Below are 16807 nucleotides of genomic sequence, written 5' to 3' on the forward strand. Positions count from 1 at the left end.
ATGGGAAAGAACAACACCGGATTTTCTTGGCTTTTAAAAATGGCCTGGCGGGATGGGAAGGCAAGTTATGGCAAACTGTTGTTGTTTGTGTTCTCCATAACCTTGGGCGTGGCCGCTGTGGTCAGCGTACATTCGTTCAGTAGGTTGTTAAAAGAGAATATAGCTTCACAATCCAAGGCCTTATTGGGAGCCGATTACGTGATTGAAAGCAATAAACCTGTCAACGATAGGGTGATGGGCATTATGGATTCCTTGGGCGGAGCCGATGCGCGTGAGATCAATTTCTCCTCCATGGCGGCTTTTCCAGGGCATGATGGGACCAAACTAGTTGAGGTTAGGGGAGTTGATGACGGCTTTCCCTTTTATGGTGAGTTGGAGACCAAACCAGTTTCCGCGGCAGATGATTTTGGTACCGGAAAAGCCCTAGTGGATGCCACTACGATGCTTCAATTTAATTTAAAAGTGGGCGATAGCATAAAATTGGGTGCTGTAACGCTGCCCATTGGAGGAGCCTTGGAGAATGTACCGGGAAGTACCTCGGTATTTGGAGCTATAGCGCCTCCAGTGCTTATTCCATTTAGGTATATTGAAGCTACAGGACTGGTCCAGACGGGGAGCCGGATTGATTATAAATACTATTTTCAATCGGATGAGGGTCAAGATCTGACCTTGTTGAACGAAACATTGGAGCCTGTCCTTGATGCCGAAGATGCCGATTTGGATACGCATCTGTCCGAAGCAAGACGCTTGGGGCGGCGCTATGAAAACTTTGGTAAGTTCCTTAATCTAGTGGGGTTTATTGCACTACTTTTAGGGTGTGTGGGGATTGCCAGTGGAATGGGAATCTATGTCCAAATGAAAGTAAAATCCATTGCGGTGCTCAAATGTTTGGGCGCAACCAAACGGCAGAGTTATTTGATTTTCTTCGTGCAAATTGCCTGCATGGGTATTATTGGAGGGCTTTTGGGTACGACCCTGGCTTATTTTCTACAACAGTTATTTCCCCTATTATTGGGGGATTTGTTACCCGTTGAAGTAGGGATCACGCTGTCTTTCCAAAGTATAGTATTGGGAATCTCCTTGGGATTGGCCATGTCCATTTTGTTTGCCTTATATCCCCTCATGAGAACCCTTTACGTTTCGCCTCTGCAAACCTTGCGGGTGGTACAAGAACCCCAATCCCGTTCCAAATGGGCCACCACAGCCGTTGGATTGGGCATTGTGTTATTCGTGTTCTGTTTTTCCCTTTGGTTGTTGGGTGATCTTATGCGATCCCTGTTTTTTGTGCTGGGGTTGTTGGTGGTCTTTTTGGTCCTTACCGGAATTGCCCGACTGTTTATGGGAATGTTGAAAAAATTCTTTCCCCATTCATGGAGCTTTATTCCACGCCAAAGCCTTCGGAATTTATTCCGACCGCAAAACCAGACCTTGGTATTGGTACTGTCCATAGGAATAGGAACCTTTCTGATTAGTACCCTATACTTTACCAAGGATATGTTGTTGGAAAAGGCTGCGATAGAGGATCGGGCCAATAGCGCCAACATGATCCTTATGGACATCCAAAGTCAACAAGTGGAGGCGGTTTCCCATACCATTGAAGCATCGGGGATACCCGTAATCGATAAGATTCCGATTGTAACCATGCGGGTTGCCACCTTGAATGGCAAACCAGTGGAGGCCATTCGGAAAGATACCACCTCCCAAGTAAGTAGATGGATATTGAACCATGAATTTAGGGTGACATACCGGGATAGTCTTATCCAATCCGAGCAGATTACCGAAGGGGAGTGGATAGGCAAGGTAGATTCCGACACCAATGTGCCCATTTCAGTGAGCAACAGTTTTGCCGAGATGGCCAAGGTTACCGTTGGGGACCCTGTGGTATTCAATGTGCAAGGAAGGTTGATGAATACCATTGTTAAAAGTGTTCGGGAAGTGGATTGGAATCGATTGCAACCCAATTTTTCCGTCGTATTTCCAGCAGGAGTGTTGGAAAAAGCACCGCAGTTTGGGGTGATGACCACCAGAACAAAGGATGATTTGGGCTCGGCACAACTTCAACAACAGCTGGTGGCCCAGTTTCCCAATGTTTCTATTTTAGATTTAAAACGTATTCTGAACCTATTGGAAGACATTTTGGGTAAAATTGGTTGGGTCATCAACTTCATGGCATTCTTTAGCATTTTTGTGGGAGTGGCCGTCCTCATGGGGGCAATTTATAGCAGTAAGCACCAGCGCGTAAAACAAAGTGCCCTGCTCAGGACCTTGGGGGCCCAAGGCCGTCAGATTTTACAAATGATAGCCATTGAATATGCCATTTTAGGGTTTTTAGGAGCTTTTATGGGTGTGGTGTTGGCCGTATTGGCCAGTTCGCTATTGGCCTATATGTTGTTCGATACCGCCTTTGCACCTTCGTGGATACCGTTTGCCATTATTCTTCCGGCAATTACCCTATTGGTATTTGCTTTGGGTGTGGGTAACAGTATAGAAGTAATCCGGAATTCCCCCCTTTCCGTTTTGAAAAAGGAAAAAGAGTGAAGCTATAGATCTTTAATATGATGCAAACGGTACTGTGGGACTGGTCAATGACAAACATCATGTATTTCTTAAGTAACTTTTGCTTATTTTGAAGGTGCCTGTCCATTTAGGTTGAACAGGAAACTGCAGAAGGACATAAATCTATATTTATTGAATTGACACATGGAGTTTATAGATTATTATAAAGTTCTGGGTATTGATAAAAGCGCCACGGCCGATGCGATTAAAAAAGCGTATCGGAAATTGGCCAGAAAGTATCACCCCGATCTTAACCCCAACGATAAGGAAGCCGAACTCAACTTCAAAAAGGTGAACGAGGCCAATGAAGTACTTTCCGATCCTGAAAAAAGAAAAAAATACGATCAGTACGGAAAAGATTGGCAGCATGCGGAGGAGTTTGAAAAGGCCAAAAGGGCAAGCTCGCAAGGGCGCTCCAGAAGTTCCTCGGGATATACCTATTCCCATGCCGGGGGTTCCGAACAGGATTTTTCGGATTTTTTTGAATCCATGTTCGGCGGTGCTTCCGGTTTTGGCGGAAGAGGGCAAAAAGTTCATTTTAGGGGAGAGGATTATCATGCCAAGTTACAATTGTCTTTAATGGACGTGTACACCACCCAAAAGCAAACCTTGACCGTGAATGGGAAAAACATCCGTTTGACCATACCCGCAGGAATTGAAGATGAACAGACCATAAAAATAAAAGGGCATGGTGGTCCCGGAATCCAAGGTGGCCCGGCCGGAGATCTCTACATTACCTTTTCCATTACCAACAACACGGCTTTTAAAAGGGATGGGGCCGATTTGTACAAAGCTGTTCAAATACCATTGACGAAGGCTGTTTTGGGAGGTGAGATCTTGGTGGAGACCCTCACCGGAAAGGTAAAGCTGAAAGTTGCCCCGGGAACCAACAATGGCACCAAGGTAAAATTGAAGGGAAAGGGTTTTCCCAAGTATAAAAAGGAAGGGGTATTTGGAGATTTGTTCCTGACCTACACGGTCGACATCCCCAAGAATCTGACCGAAGAACAGAAATCCCTATTTGAGGCCTTGGAAAAAACCAACCTAGCGTAAAATGAAACAGGAAAACTACATATCAGTAAAAACATTTTGCCAGCATCATGGGGTGAAGGAATCTTTTGTGTATTCCATGTATGAGTTTGAACTGTTACAAATAGACGACTCAGCAGAAGAAGCTTTGCTTTTGACCGATGAACTACCGGTTCTTGAAAAAATGGTCCGTCTTCACAAAGAATTGGACATCAACCCTGAAGGGGTACAGGCGGTATACCACCTATTACAACAGGTTGAAGGTTTGCAAGAGGAAGTGGCGGCACTTAAAAGAAAGTTGGATAGGTTTGACCTATAAGTAGGCATCAATGCTTAATGATCATTCCGTCCTCCATTTCAATGATACGGTCTGTTCTCTTGGCAAAATCCTCATCATGGGTAACCACCAATAAAGATAACCCCTGTTCTTCTTTCAACCGTTTAAAGATGTTGAACACATTTTCCGAGTTGTGACTGTCCAGGTTGCCCGTGGGTTCGTCACCCATCAATATGGCCGGGTCATTGATCAATGCCCGCGCAATGGCCACCCGTTGCTTTTCGCCCCCTGAGATCCGTGATGCTTTTTGTTGGGCCAAATGTCCAATATGTAGCATGGACAATTTCTCATGGGCATCATGCTCTATTTCGGCCAAGGACTTTTCCGCCAATTTTTTAGCGGGCAGCATTACATTCTCCAAAACACTGAATTCGGAAAGCAAATAGTGGAACTGGAATACAAATCCAATGGATTTGTTTCGGATCCTGGATAGTTCGTTGTGCGATTTGCCCGTGACCAATTGTTTGCTTAGATACAGCTCACCGGTGTAATCCGTATCCATTGTGGACAGAATATAGAGCAAGGTCGATTTTCCCGAGCCCGATTTTCCCATGATCGACGCAAACTCTCCCTGTTTGACGCCAAAGGAAATGTTTTTCAGTACATGAAAATCCTTGGGCAAGTGGAAATGTTTATTGATATTTTTTGCTTCTAGTACCAAGTGCTATGTTTTGGTTAAGTACCTCTTATGATTCGTACAGGATCAATTTTTTTGGCCTTCTTGGAAGGCATATATCCTGCAATGAATGTGGAAATCAATGCAAAGGTGATACCGATGATATAATAGGCCATATTGTAATTGACAGGAAATGTACTTATGGTGGGCAGCGCCTCGGTATGGAATGGGGTCTGGTCAATGATTTTTGATAAGGCCAGACCGATCAACAGTCCCAGAACACCCCCAATGGAGCCAATGATCATGGCTTGACTCATAAAGATGTACTGCACATCCCTACCGGAAAACCCGGTGGCCTTGAGAATGGCAATATCCTTCATTTTTTCATAGATGAGCATGTTCAGGATATTGTAAATGCCAAAGCCGGCCACAATGAGCAGGGTTATGGATACCGCATAAGTGATTAAATTCCGTATGTCCGAACCAGTCTCAAATTGGGCATTGGCCTCATTGATATCCACTGCCTTGGTATTGAACTGTCTTTCCAAGCGTTGCGCCATCAATGCCGCTTCATCCAGATTCAATAGTTTAATATTGATGTCCGTAACATAATTCTCCGCCTCCCCCAAAATCCGTTGTACGGTCTTGAGGTTGGCAAAACTCTGTATATTGTCAATTTCAGCAATACCACTTTGGTATATCCCCACAATCTTCAAGGGGAAAATGTTTCCTGTCACGGTACTTATCTGTACCCGGTCGCCAAGGGATAATGACATTTTTTCGGCCAGTCCGGCCCCGAGCAAAATCCCATTATCATTGTTTTTTAAAGCTTTGGGAGAACCTTCTATAATGTTATCCTGAATGTTGGACAGGCGAACCTCTTCCATGATGTCCACACCCACCAAGTTGCCCCCAAGCTCAATATTGCCCGATAAATAAAATATCTGGGCCTTGAGTTGGGGCGTGGCACCCTTTACATTGGGGTGTTGTTTCAGATAATCCAAAATGGGCAGGGCATTGTGTATCTTTTTCTGACTCTGTTTTGGTTTAATGGAACGTACTACATTGAAAGAGTTCTTGAAGTCTCTAAAAAGGTCCACAGGTTGCTTTTCAGATGGCCGTATCTCGTTGTATAGATGGATATGCGGCGTTTGGTTCAACACCAGATCATCCAACATGCCATTGAGTCCGGTCATAAAACTCACCAAGGTAATGTAGGCCCCAATCCCAAAAGTGACCCCCAAAGTTGCCGTGATGGTGGATTTCATCTTGGAAACAAGATGTGTTTTGGCAATTCCAAGTATTACGGGCCAGTTGGTCATTCTTCAGGGATATAAATGGCCGTGTTTTCAGTGATTCCATCCAAGACTTCAACCATTTCCATGTTTTGGAGGCCTATGGTGATATCTTTTTCACCATCATCGGTAAGCACCTTGGAGGCACCGATGAGATACTCCTTGGGAATAGTTAGGGCTTCCTCCTTTTGGGCAATGACAATGTTTCCTTCACCGGAAAGGCCAGGATACAAAGTGGGTGGTGGATTCACAAAAATGGCTTCGACCATGAAGGTCTGTGAACTTTCATCCTTTCTGGGATATATTTTATACACCTTGGCCTCAAATACGTCCTCACCGTAGGAGTCCAACGTGATATAAACTTTTTGGTCGTTCTTCACTTTCACGATATCCACTTCGTCCACTAGCAGCTCCACAATGAATTTATCACTTCGTCCCACAGCGGCCACCGGTTCAACCGTATTGATGATTTCACCGGGGTTTTTGTAAATGGCATACACCTTGCCGTCTATTTTGCTCACCACGGTGAAATCCTCAGAAGTGGTCAGGGAAGATTTATAGGTGTTTTCGGCTTGTTGCACTTGGGTAGCGAGTTCATTTTTGGTGCGGTCGTATTTTTGTTTCAACAGGCTCAAGCTGTTTTGGGAAAGTTCATAGGCCAGTTTACGGGTATCGTACTCCACTTTGGAGCCGATGTTTTGGTCCCAAAGATTTTTTTGCCTGAAATAATTTATGGAATCATTTTTCAGCTTCAGTTCAGCGGCTTGGATTTCATCCTCGATACCCTTGAGCACTGCGGCACTTCCGCTATAATTTTCACGAGCCAGACGCAATGACAGCTCTGCATTTTTTCTGTTCAGTTCTGGAGAGGTATTGGTGATTTGAAGGATTCGGTCCCCCTTGGCCACTGCGTCACCCTCTTCAACCCATACCTTATCCAGGATTCCCATGACAATGGAATAAGCTTGGTAAAGACTATCGGGCTGCACCGTTGCCGAAGCATATACAGATTCGGTCAGTGACATTTTTTTTGGATAGGTTTTATCTGAAGTATGGTTACATGAAAAAAGAAGCGCGGAACCAAAAATGAACAGAAGTGTCTTTCTCATAGTGGGTTTTGTCAAACAGTCTCCAAATTACCAATAAAAATAGTATTAATACTATGAGTTATGTCAGGATTCAATATCATTTAAATACTTGGAAGCAGGACCGATTGGCCAGAACCAGCTGGACACTTGCATAGAACTTCCAAGGGTTGCTGTTGCAGTAACATAATGCCTGTCAGTTTGTTGAAGAGTGTTGGCATGATGGAAGTCATTTTCCATGCCGGTCCAGTACCCTACCTTGCATAGACCTAATTGTTATAATCCGATAGGTTTACTTAAAAAGTAAAGTCATGAAAAAAATAGTTGTATTGCTTGGTGTGTGGGTACTGGCTTCCTGCTCCAGCACCCGTTTTGTTGATAGTTGGAAAAACAATGAAATTACTTCCTTCCATCCTGAAAAGTTATTGGTGGTGGGAATGACCAGTAATTTGACGGCCCGAAAGATTTTTGAAGATGAATTGCGTATGGCTTTTGTCCAAAAAGGCATAGAGGCCCATGTGAGCGATGGAGTAATTGGCCAAGAGTTTACCGATACCGAAAGAAGCATGCAGGAAATAGAGGGAATGACCCAACAGTTGGTGGATGAAGGATTTGATGCCGTGGTCATATCCGCAGTAAAGGGAGTGGACAATAAGGAGGATTATCGGTCCAGCTATTACCAACTGGGATATAGAAGACCTCATTTTGGTCGTTATTGGTATACCTATCAAGGGATATACTATACTCCAGAATATTATTCCTATTACAAAGTGTACCATGTAGAGACCGCTATCTACAATTTGGGCAGTGGAGAGGACCGTTCATTGGTGTGGGTAGGCTCGTTTGATATTGTGGATCCACAGAACATCACATCCACGGTAGACGATTATGTGGCCAGAATAGTGGAGCAAATGAAAAAAGATCGGGTATTTGGGGATTGATGGACGTATTCCAAAGCTCTTCTATCAGGGAAGGGAAGCCGCCAAGGCTATTTCCACCATATCCCTGAAGGAGGTTTCCCGTTTCATGGCAGAAAGACTTTCTCCAGTGACCAAGGAATCCGATATAGTCAAAATGGACAGTGCCCGTACCTTATATTTGGCCGCTATGGTGTACAATCCGGCGGTTTCCATTTCTACACATAAAATACCATATTGGGCCCAAAGTTTATATTCGTTGGGGTCGTCCACATAGAATTCATCTGAGGAAAGCACATTGCCCGCCTTTATGGGGATGTTTTGTTGTTGGGCATAGTTCACGGCTTTTTGGAAAAGCTCAAAGTTGGCCGTGGGGGAATAATCGGAATTGATGAACCTTGAATTGTTTATGCCCGAGGTGGTGGAGGCAGCCATGGCCAACACCACATCGTTCAATTCCACTTCTTTTTGGTACGATCCAGCAGACCCTACGCGGATGATGTTCCGTACCCCATAATCCTTGATGAGTTCATGGAAATAAATCATGGAAGAAGGCATTCCCATGCCACTTCCCTGTACGGATATTCTTTTTCCTTGATAGGTTCCGGTATACCCCAACATACCCCGGATTTTGTTATAGCAATTGGGATTTTCCAAGAAAGTTTCCGCTATCCATTTGGCCCGTAACGGGTCTCCGGGCATCAACACGGTTTCTGCAATTTCTCCTTTTTGGGCTTCAAGATGTATGCTCATGGGTGTGGATTAGTTCAATAATGCCGGCCCGGAGGAGGTTCCTATTCTGGAAACCCCTAGGGCGATATATTTCAAAGCGGTCTCTTTATCCTTTATGCCTCCTGAAGCCTTGATTTTTGCTTTGTCGCCAACCATTCTTTTCATAAGGATGACATCTTCAAAAGTGGCTCCGCCACTTCCAAATCCGGTTGAGGTCTTTACAAAATCGGCCCCCGCTTCAACAGCCAAGATGCAGGCTTTTTCCTTTTCGGATGTGGTCAGGTAACAGGTTTCCAGGATTACCTTCAATATTTTATCCCCAATGCCCTGCTTTATGGATATGATCTCGTTCCTGACCCTATCATCCTCATTGGATTTTAACCATCCTATATTGATGACCATGTCTATCTCGTCCGCTCCATTTTTCACACAGTCCTTTGCTTCAAAGATTTTGGCCTCGGTGGACATGGCTCCCAAGGGAAAGCCCACAACGGCGGCAATTTTTACCTTGGTGTTTTTCAATTCTTCAGATGCCAAGGAAACATGGCATCCATTAACGCAAACCGCATGGAACCCAAAGCGTTTGGCTTCTTCACATAGGTATTGGATTTCGGATAGGGTCGCCGTGGGTTTTAAATGGGTATGGTCTATGAAATCCGGTAAGTGCATATCAATGGTTAAAAAGCTGTTTCAGCTTAAAGATAGCCAACATCTCAGATTTGTTTTTCCCAGCAAAGGCATGGGCAATGCTCTCTGCGGTTTCTATAATAAGGACCTTGGATTTTGGGGTGAACTTTTCCGGATGGTCCTTGTAGAAGCCTTTAAACGCCTCAAAATACTCATCACTATCTTTTTCCTCGCCTTCCAGCCAATCAAAAACGATTTCTATTTGATAGGCCGCATCTGTGTGGAACTCATCCTCAACATCATCCACATCCAACCAATGTTGCCGCACATATTTTTGCAACCGTGCTTTTTCTATGGGTTTTATTTTGTTGTCGGCCATGGCCACGGCATAAAAAAGCATACCCAGATTTTGATAGAATTCATTCCCTATTTTTTCTGAATTGAGCATATCCAAAGATTTAGTTTCCAGTAAAGGTAGCCTCTTTTCCCTTTGTTTTTTTATGACAACGGTCAGGGTTTTATAAAAGCCCATTGATTTATTTGCCCCTTCGTCCTGTACTGGTATTGCTGCGTCCTCTGTTGGTATTTTTATCTTGATGATACCGTTGGATATCGTCATCATAATAGTTCCGTATGCGTTCATAACGCAATCGGCTTAAATTATAGGATTGATATCTTGAGGGAAGTACAGTTCGCCTTATCCATATACCTCCATCCAAATAGATATAAGCCCTGGAGGAAAGATCATAGTAAATATTTATTTCTGGGAAGAAGACATACCTCACCGCTTCAACCCTATGCGGATAAAACCATGGGGGAGGTGGGTCTGCCAATCTATGGGAGACTATGACCGGACCACAGGACTGGAATGCGAACAGCAGCGAAAACAAGATGGTATAGAAAATAAACTTTTTCATTGTGGGCGATTTAGAATGGTAAGGTAGTACAACGGCTACCTTGGAGTAAATGACCTAGGTCATGAAATACGGTTTCTGCACCTTCTATATTTGATGAAACTTCATTTATGAAAAAAATATTGGTGCCCATAGATTTTTCCGAACACTCGGAGTATGCCTTACAGGTAGCTTCACAAATCGCTAGGGAGCACCATGTGGGAATTGTTGTTTTGCATATGTTGGGAGTATCCGAATCCGTTATGGCCAAATCTGAAGAGGAGGAAATACAGGAGGCAAACTATTACGTGAAGTTGGCCAAGAAAAAAATCAAAAGCTTTTTGGAAAAGGAATATCTCCGTAATATCCCAATTGAAGGCATCATCCAGAATTACAAAATCTTCAGTGAGGTGAACCAAGTGGCCCAAGAGAATGATTGTGGCCTAGTGGTCATGGGCTCCCATGGAACCAGTGGCCTGAGTCGGTTTTTTGTGGGGTCCAATACCGAGAAAGTAATCCGCACTTCAGAAGTCCCCGTATTGGTCATCAAAAGGCCATATGAAAGCTTCAAGGTTAAAAAAATGGCCTTTGCCTGTGATTTGGAACTGGAGAATACTTCGGTGTATCACAAGGTCGCTGCATATGCGGAACTGTTCTCTGCCAAGCTGGAGGTGTTTTATGTGAACATCTTGGGAGCCAATTATATGGGATATTCCGATATAGAAAAGAGAATCAAGGATTTTAATGGCGCTATCGGGGAGGAAGTGCCCATACGGGTCTATAACTACCACAGTGTGGAAAGGGGCATATTCAATTTTTGTTTTGAACAGGGAGTGGACCTTTTGGCCATTACCACCCATGGTAGAAAGGGAATCGCCCATTTCTTGGCCGGAAGTACGGCCGAAAATGTATCCAACCAAGCCAAGCTACCGGTTCTTACCATAAAACTTTAACGGTCAGGTCCTGAACAACAATTCAATTCGGCCCAATAAAATCAGCTCGGACTTGTTGCTTCCGGCAAAGGCTGAGGTTATGGCCCTGGCCGTTGACATGGTGAGCTGTTTTACACGTTCCGGAAATACGATTTTGTGTTCGGTGTAAAAAGCTTCGAACTCTTCATAGATTTCATCACTGTCCTTTTCGTATTCCATCAACCAATCAAAAACGGTCTCAATTTGAAAAGCGGAATCGGTTCCATATTCGTCCTCAATATCATCCACTTCCAGCCAATGGTCACGTACAACCTCTTTTAAGCGATCCATCTCTTTTGCATGGATGCTATGGTCTGCCATGGCCACGGCATAGAAAAGCTTTCCCAAGTTTTGATACAATTCGTTTCCCAGTTTCTTTTTCGAGTCCATCATTTTGATAGTTTTTATGCTTTGAATAAAGATAAACAAGGAAGAGTCCTTCGCTTATGATGTAAATCAGTTATTTGTTAACTTTAGTGAGTGAAGCTGTTCGAAAAAAACAATGTGTTCAGGATTCTAACGGAAGTGATTTCGGAAGGGATACTCATCGTGAACGATCAACAGATTATTGTGGCCAGCAATGTAGTGGCCAACCGTATGTTCGGCTATCAAAAAGGAGAGCTTAGCGGCATGCCCTTGGAAGCCTTGCTTCCCGAAAACGTAAGGGAGCAGCACAAACTGGATGCCGGGGCATTTCTACAAAAGGGCCATCAAAGAAGCATGGGGCAAGGCCTGGACCTTGTTGGGCTTCTGAAAGATGGCAGTGAGTTCCCACTTGAAATAGGGCTTAACCCATTTACCCTGTTGCAGAAAAATTACGTAATGGCCATTATTGTGGACATTTCGGAACGAAAGAGAACCGAGCAGACCATAGATCACTGGTTCCAGATCTTTAATGAGTCGCTCAACGAGATCTATATTTTTGATGTGGAAACCTTTGTCTTCATCAATGTAAACCGTGGTGCCCAGCTTAATTTGGGCTATACCATGGAAGAATTGAACCAGATGTCCGTCCTTGATATCAAGACCGATCTTTCCGAGAAAAGTTTAAAAAGATTGATTGCCCCATTGATCAATAAGAAACGGGAAAAAGTCGATTTTGAAACGATCCATAAAAGAAAAGATGGTTCCATATATCCCGTAGAAGTGCATTTGCAACTGTCATCCATAGGAAAAAAGGAAGTGTGCTTGGCCATTGTTTTGGACATTACCGAACGAAAAAATTATACCCAACATCTGGAAAACAAGGTTGAGGAGCGTACCCTTCAACTTAGGGAAGCCTTGAAGGCGGAGAAGCAGCTGAACGAGTTAAAGACAAAATTCCTTTCCTTGGTCTCGCATGAATTCAAGACACCATTGACCAGTATACTGACCTCAGCTTCCCTGCTTTCTAAATATACCGAGACCGAGCAGCAGGAGAAACGCGATAAGCATATCAACACCATTAGGGAAAAGGTGAAGTATTTGGATAATATCCTTACTGATTTTCTCTCCATAGAACGTTTGGATACCGGTAAGGTGAAGTACAACATTACCTTGTTTCCCTTGAGCAAGCTGATCAATGAGGTGGTCTATAACTCCAATACACTTTTAAAGGAAGGGCAGCGGATTCTATACCCCAAGGATATTGATGGCATAAACGTATTTTTTGATGAAAAGATTTTGGCATTGGCCCTGTCCAATTTGTTGCACAATGCCATTAAATATTCCCATGAAGGCACCCAGATAGAACTTCAGGTCACGGAACAGGGCGAAAACCTCCAAATAGATGTCGTGGATGGGGGACTGGGAATTCCGGAAGAGGACCAGCCCTTTATTTTTGAGCGGTATTTCAGGGCCAGCAATGTGCTGACGAGCCAGGGTACCGGAATAGGATTGAATATTGTAAAACAGCACATGTTCAACCTTGGGGCCGAAATCGATTTTACGAGTAGCTTGGGCCAGGGCTCAACATTTACTTTGACCATACCATTTAAGAACTACGAAGATGAAGAAGATCCTATTGGTTGAGGATGACCCCTCATTACGGGAAAATATAGAAGAGCTTTTGGACCTATCGGGGTTTCAGGTATACTCAACCCCAGATGGGAGAATGGCCGTTGAAATTGCCAAAAAGGAGACCCCGGATATTGTACTGTGCGATATCATGATGCCCGAAGTGGATGGGTATGAGGTGCTGGAGCAGTTCTCGTCCTGTGAGAAGACCAAACATATCCCCTTTATTTTTGTTTCGGCCAAAACCGAACGTCATGAGGTGCGAAAAGGGATGGACCTTGGTGCGGATGATTATTTGACCAAGCCGTTTGAGGAAGAAGAACTTTTGAATGCCATTCGCTCCCGTTTGGAGAAGTCCAAACAGCTGGAAAGCGTTTTTATGAAGCGGGGAGAGCATACGAAAGAACACGACATTAGGTCGCTGCACGAATTGAAGAACTTTTTTCATGATCATGGTCAATTATTTTCCTTTAAAAAGGATGAGACCATTTATGCCATGGGGGAACACTCCAATATGGTGTATCTTATTTTGAAAGGAGTGGTCAAGTGCTGTGGCTTGGATGAGGAGGGCAAGGAACTCATCACTTCCGTATATAGCGAAGATGATTTTTTGGGGTTTACCTCCTTGACAGAGAACTTTCCTTATCGCGAATATGCCATTGCCATGGAAGATCTGGAATTGGCAGGAATTTCCAAAACCCAAGTAAAAGCCATACTCGAAGAAAACCAAAACGTTTCTTTGGAACTGATCAATATCATGGCCGAAGATATGGTGCAGATTAAAAAGCAATTGCTGCAGATGGCGTATAGCTCGGTCCGAAAAAAAACGGCCCAAACCCTGCTCCTGTATTCCCAAGCCATGAACAAAGGAAAGGATACCCCTCTAAAAATTGCCCGAAGTGATTTGGCAGGTGTTGCGGGCATTGCCACGGAAAGCCTGATCAGAACCCTATCTGATTTTAAGGATGAAGGACTTATCTCTATAGAAAACCGAGACATTAGGGTCTTGGACAAAGAGGCCTTAAAACAGGTCCACTAGCCGAAAATGACATTTATCATTCCATCTTTTTTGTGGAATGGCAAACTTGCAGTGTCATTGAGTGGATTATGAAAAATATTTTAATCCCAACCGATTTTTCAGAAAATTCCAAGAATGCGCTTAGGTATGCCCAAGTAGTGTTCCGTTCCTTGGAGTGTAACTTTTATGTGCTTTATGTGGCCCCCTTGGGAGAGACACAAACGGACACTTTTGGAATTTCCCGTCCAAAGGGCAAAGACCTTTCCACTGGGAATGTCAAAGAAATGTTGGCGGATTTGGTGGATAGCTGTAGAAAGTACAGTAAGGATGCCAACCATCATTTTTATACACTGCAAGACTATGGTTTTTTTGTCCAGAGCATTAAAAAGAACCTGGGAGAACATCAAATCGATTTAATTGTGATGGGCACCAAAGGTGCTTCCGGATTAAAGGAAAGGGTTGTGGGGAGCAACGCAGGTGATGTGATTACCAAAGTACAGTGCAATACATTGGTGATTCCGGATGCCGTAATGTTATCCAAGCCCAAAGAAATTGCCTTTCCCACCGATTATAATATTTTCTACACACACGGAATTTTAAGCTCCATGGCGGAAATGTTGAATCTTTCCGCAAGCAAGCTCAGAATTATGAACGTGATCAAAAATGGGGAGGGGCTTACGTTGGAACAAAAAACGAATAAGGAATACCTCTTTGATTATATGGAGGAGACCTTCCCTGACCGATACAGTTTCCATACCATTTCCAATAAAAGCGTAAAATCTGCCATACAATCTTTTGTGGAGAACCAAGCGGCCGATATGATAGTCATGGTGGCCAAGAACCTGAATTTTATTCAGCAAATCCTATTCGATTCCATGGTCGAAAAAATCAGCTTTCATACAATGGTGCCCTTTTACGTTATCCACGAATAAGGTTTCTTCTACATACCGATATTGACCAAAATCATATTTTACCTTTTTTCGCTGTCCTATCTTTGGGAAAAGAGCTTACCATGCGCACCATACTTATTCCCACCGATTTTTCCAAGAACGCCCTACATGCACTGCAATATGCACAGGAACTGTACAAATGTGAGCGTAGCTGCTTTTTTATCCTGCATGCCTATATGGATGAGGTGTATGGGGAATATAAGACCACTTCTTCCGAAGACTTGGAGGAACGGAAACGGATAAAAAAGGAGGAATCCGAAAAGAAGTTGGACCATTTGGTAGGGACCATTTTGGGAAACCCGCCCAATCCATTACATAATTTCGAGACCATTGCCGTTTTTGACAGTCTTGTGGACGGCATCAATGATTTTGTGAACGAGATGAACATAGACATGGTCATTATGGGGACCAAAGGGGAGACCAGTGACCACAAGACCACCTTTGGGAGCTATACCATAGAAGTGTTCAAATATTTAAAATGTCCCGTATTGGCCGTTCCGGAAGGTTTTGAATACAGACAACCCAAGGTCATTCTGTTTCCAACAGACTATATGCTGCCCTATAAGCGCAGGGAGCTCAAACTTTTGGGGAACTTGGCCCGTAAGTTCAAATCTGAGGTGCATTGTCTTTACTTCACGGATTTTGATGAACTCAGTATCAGACAAATGGACAACAAAAAGTTTCTGGAAGGTTCCCTTTCCGATACGTATTTGTCCTTTGGGACCACCTCGGTCAAAAACAAGGCTGACGGAATTATGGAATATGTGAAAAAAAATGAGGTGGGGATGTTGGTCATGGTAAACTCAAGACATTCCTTTTTTGAGGACATGCTCTATCGTTCCACGGTGGACTTGCTTGGACTTAAAGTGGGGATTCCATTTTTGGTGATGCAGAATCTAAATCGATGAACATTTAAAAAAGAAAGGGATGAAAAACATACTCTTACTTACCGATTTCTCCAAGGATGCCTGGAATGCCATTTTTATGGCGGTGAAACTCTACACAGACATGGAATGTAAGTTCCATGTAGTGCATACCTATGAGCCCAAACAAGAAAATATCACCGGATTTAAAAGTAGCACCAGGGCGGGAGTGGTCTACCAATCCCTATCGGAGGCATCTATGGGGCAGCTTGGGGAGGTAACGGACTATTTGGAGGAAAATCACAAGAACCCAAAACATAGTTTTGAAAAGTTGTCCATTGCCGGCGGACTGGTGGAAACCATCAAGGATTTACTTCCTCGCTATGATATCGATACCATTTTCATGGGAACCAAGGGTTCCACGGGAGCTAAGGAAATTTTTATGGGCAGCAATGCGGTAAAAGTCATAAAGCACATAAAAAACTGTTCTTTGGTGGTAGTTCCGGAATCGTATGATTTCCAAAGATTGGAGTCTTTGGTTTTTCCAACCGAGTTTGCCCATTTTTTTCCAAAGAATGTACTGAGACCTTTGTTGAAATTGGTCAAGCTATGGAACTCTGAGGTCAAGATTTTCCACGTGGCACAGACGTTTAGTCTGTTGGATATTCAGAAGGCCAACAAGGAAATCCTGAAAAAGCGATTTGAGGGGCATACCACCTCATTTCACAAAGTCATTATTAAGACCACGGTGGCTGAGGCTATCCGGCAATTTGCTGAGGAGGAAAAGGCCGATCTTATTGTGCTCACCAATTATTCCCATGATTTTTTTGATGGATTGACGCAGGAACCTGTGGTAAAAAAGGTAACTTTTAGAACTGAAATCCCATTGATGGTACTTCCAGATTTTGAAGGATAGCATAGAA

18 protein-coding genes are annotated in these 16807 nt (G+C 43.7%); 10 read left to right on the plus strand and 8 right to left on the minus strand.

Going from position 1 to position 16807, the window contains the following annotated elements; translation table 11 throughout:
* The 3 genes from F8C76_RS00990 (at position 1) to F8C76_RS01000 (ending at position 3904) form a co-directional block, all read left to right on the plus strand.
* Positions 1-2538, plus strand: coding sequence for an ABC transporter permease (locus F8C76_RS00990; protein WP_152130068.1), 2538 nt, complete (start codon positions 1-3; stop codon positions 2536-2538).
* Positions 2539-2700: 162 nt separating this feature from the next.
* Positions 2701-3609, plus strand: a complete 909-nt coding sequence (locus tag F8C76_RS00995) for a DnaJ C-terminal domain-containing protein (protein WP_129656237.1) — start codon at positions 2701-2703, stop codon at positions 3607-3609.
* Between the two features lies 1 nt (position 3610).
* Positions 3611-3904: a chaperone modulator CbpM gene (locus F8C76_RS01000; protein ID WP_152130069.1), complete on the plus strand. Its 294-nt coding sequence runs from the start codon at positions 3611-3613 to the stop codon at positions 3902-3904.
* Positions 3905-3911: 7 nt separating this feature from the next.
* Here F8C76_RS01000 and F8C76_RS01005 read toward each other — a convergent pair whose 3' ends face one another.
* From F8C76_RS01005 to F8C76_RS01015, 3 genes are read right to left on the minus strand one after another with little or no spacing between them, the layout of a single operon-like run.
* Complete coding sequence (locus F8C76_RS01005) at positions 3912-4583, minus strand: ABC transporter ATP-binding protein (protein ID WP_129656239.1); 672 nt, start codon at positions 4581-4583, stop codon at positions 3912-3914.
* A gap of 14 nt (positions 4584-4597) precedes the next feature.
* Positions 4598-5860 carry an ABC transporter permease gene (locus tag F8C76_RS01010; RefSeq protein ID WP_152130070.1) on the minus strand — a complete coding sequence of 421 codons (1263 nt, stop codon included), beginning with the start codon at positions 5858-5860 and terminating at the stop codon, positions 4598-4600.
* Entirely contained in the window at positions 5857-6942 is a 1086-nt protein-coding gene (locus tag F8C76_RS01015; RefSeq protein ID WP_152130071.1) for an efflux RND transporter periplasmic adaptor subunit, read from the minus strand. The genes F8C76_RS01010 and F8C76_RS01015 overlap by 4 nt, the downstream gene beginning before the upstream one ends.
* Before the next feature lie 287 nt (positions 6943-7229).
* On the opposite strand from F8C76_RS01015, the gene F8C76_RS01020 reads away from it, so the two are divergent.
* On the plus strand, positions 7230-7859 hold the full coding sequence (locus tag F8C76_RS01020; protein ID WP_152130072.1) for a hypothetical protein: 630 nt from the start codon (positions 7230-7232) through the stop codon (positions 7857-7859).
* Positions 7860-7883: 24 nt separating this feature from the next.
* Here F8C76_RS01020 and deoD read toward each other — a convergent pair whose 3' ends face one another.
* The 4 genes from deoD to F8C76_RS01040 form a co-directional block, all read right to left on the minus strand.
* Positions 7884-8588, minus strand: coding sequence for a purine-nucleoside phosphorylase (deoD, locus tag F8C76_RS01025; RefSeq protein WP_152130073.1), 705 nt, complete (start codon positions 8586-8588; stop codon positions 7884-7886).
* Between the two features lie 9 nt (positions 8589-8597).
* Positions 8598-9236, minus strand: a complete 639-nt coding sequence (gene deoC / locus F8C76_RS01030) for a deoxyribose-phosphate aldolase (RefSeq protein WP_152130074.1) — start codon at positions 9234-9236, stop codon at positions 8598-8600.
* Position 9237: 1 nt separating this feature from the next.
* A complete protein-coding gene (locus tag F8C76_RS01035; protein ID WP_152130075.1) occupies positions 9238-9642 on the minus strand; it encodes a hypothetical protein in 405 nt (134 codons plus the stop codon).
* 88 nt (positions 9643-9730) lie between these two features.
* Positions 9731-10111: a hypothetical protein gene (locus tag F8C76_RS01040; protein ID WP_249042332.1), complete on the minus strand. Its 381-nt coding sequence runs from the start codon at positions 10109-10111 to the stop codon at positions 9731-9733.
* Between the two features lie 107 nt (positions 10112-10218).
* On the opposite strand from F8C76_RS01040, the gene F8C76_RS01045 reads away from it, so the two are divergent.
* Positions 10219-11040 carry a universal stress protein gene (locus tag F8C76_RS01045; protein ID WP_152130077.1) on the plus strand — a complete coding sequence of 274 codons (822 nt, stop codon included), beginning with the start codon at positions 10219-10221 and terminating at the stop codon, positions 11038-11040.
* A gap of 3 nt (positions 11041-11043) precedes the next feature.
* Here the strand turns inward: F8C76_RS01045 and F8C76_RS01050 are convergent, their stop codons facing one another.
* Positions 11044-11451, minus strand: coding sequence for a hypothetical protein (locus tag F8C76_RS01050; RefSeq protein ID WP_152130078.1), 408 nt, complete (start codon positions 11449-11451; stop codon positions 11044-11046).
* Positions 11452-11538: 87 nt separating this feature from the next.
* On the opposite strand from F8C76_RS01050, the gene F8C76_RS01055 reads away from it, so the two are divergent.
* The 5 genes from F8C76_RS01055 (at position 11539) to F8C76_RS01075 (ending at position 16800) form a co-directional block, all read left to right on the plus strand.
* Positions 11539-13068, plus strand: a complete 1530-nt coding sequence (locus F8C76_RS01055) for a sensor histidine kinase (protein WP_152130079.1) — start codon at positions 11539-11541, stop codon at positions 13066-13068.
* Positions 13046-14092: a response regulator gene (locus tag F8C76_RS01060; RefSeq protein WP_152130080.1), complete on the plus strand. Its 1047-nt coding sequence runs from the start codon at positions 13046-13048 to the stop codon at positions 14090-14092. The genes F8C76_RS01055 and F8C76_RS01060 overlap by 23 nt, the downstream gene beginning before the upstream one ends.
* 68 nt (positions 14093-14160) lie before the next feature.
* Positions 14161-15003, plus strand: a complete 843-nt coding sequence (locus F8C76_RS01065; RefSeq protein ID WP_152130081.1) for a universal stress protein — start codon at positions 14161-14163, stop codon at positions 15001-15003.
* 80 nt (positions 15004-15083) lie between these two features.
* A complete protein-coding gene (locus tag F8C76_RS01070; protein ID WP_152130082.1) occupies positions 15084-15929 on the plus strand; it encodes a universal stress protein in 846 nt (281 codons plus the stop codon).
* Positions 15930-15948: 19 nt separating this feature from the next.
* Positions 15949-16800: a universal stress protein gene (locus tag F8C76_RS01075; protein ID WP_152130083.1), complete on the plus strand. Its 852-nt coding sequence runs from the start codon at positions 15949-15951 to the stop codon at positions 16798-16800.
* The last annotated feature ends 7 nt before the right edge of the window (positions 16801-16807 follow it).

Origin of the sequence: Flagellimonas olearia, assembly GCF_009184425.1 — a bacterium.
Classification (GTDB): Bacteria; Bacteroidota; Bacteroidia; order Flavobacteriales; family Flavobacteriaceae; genus Flagellimonas; species Flagellimonas olearia.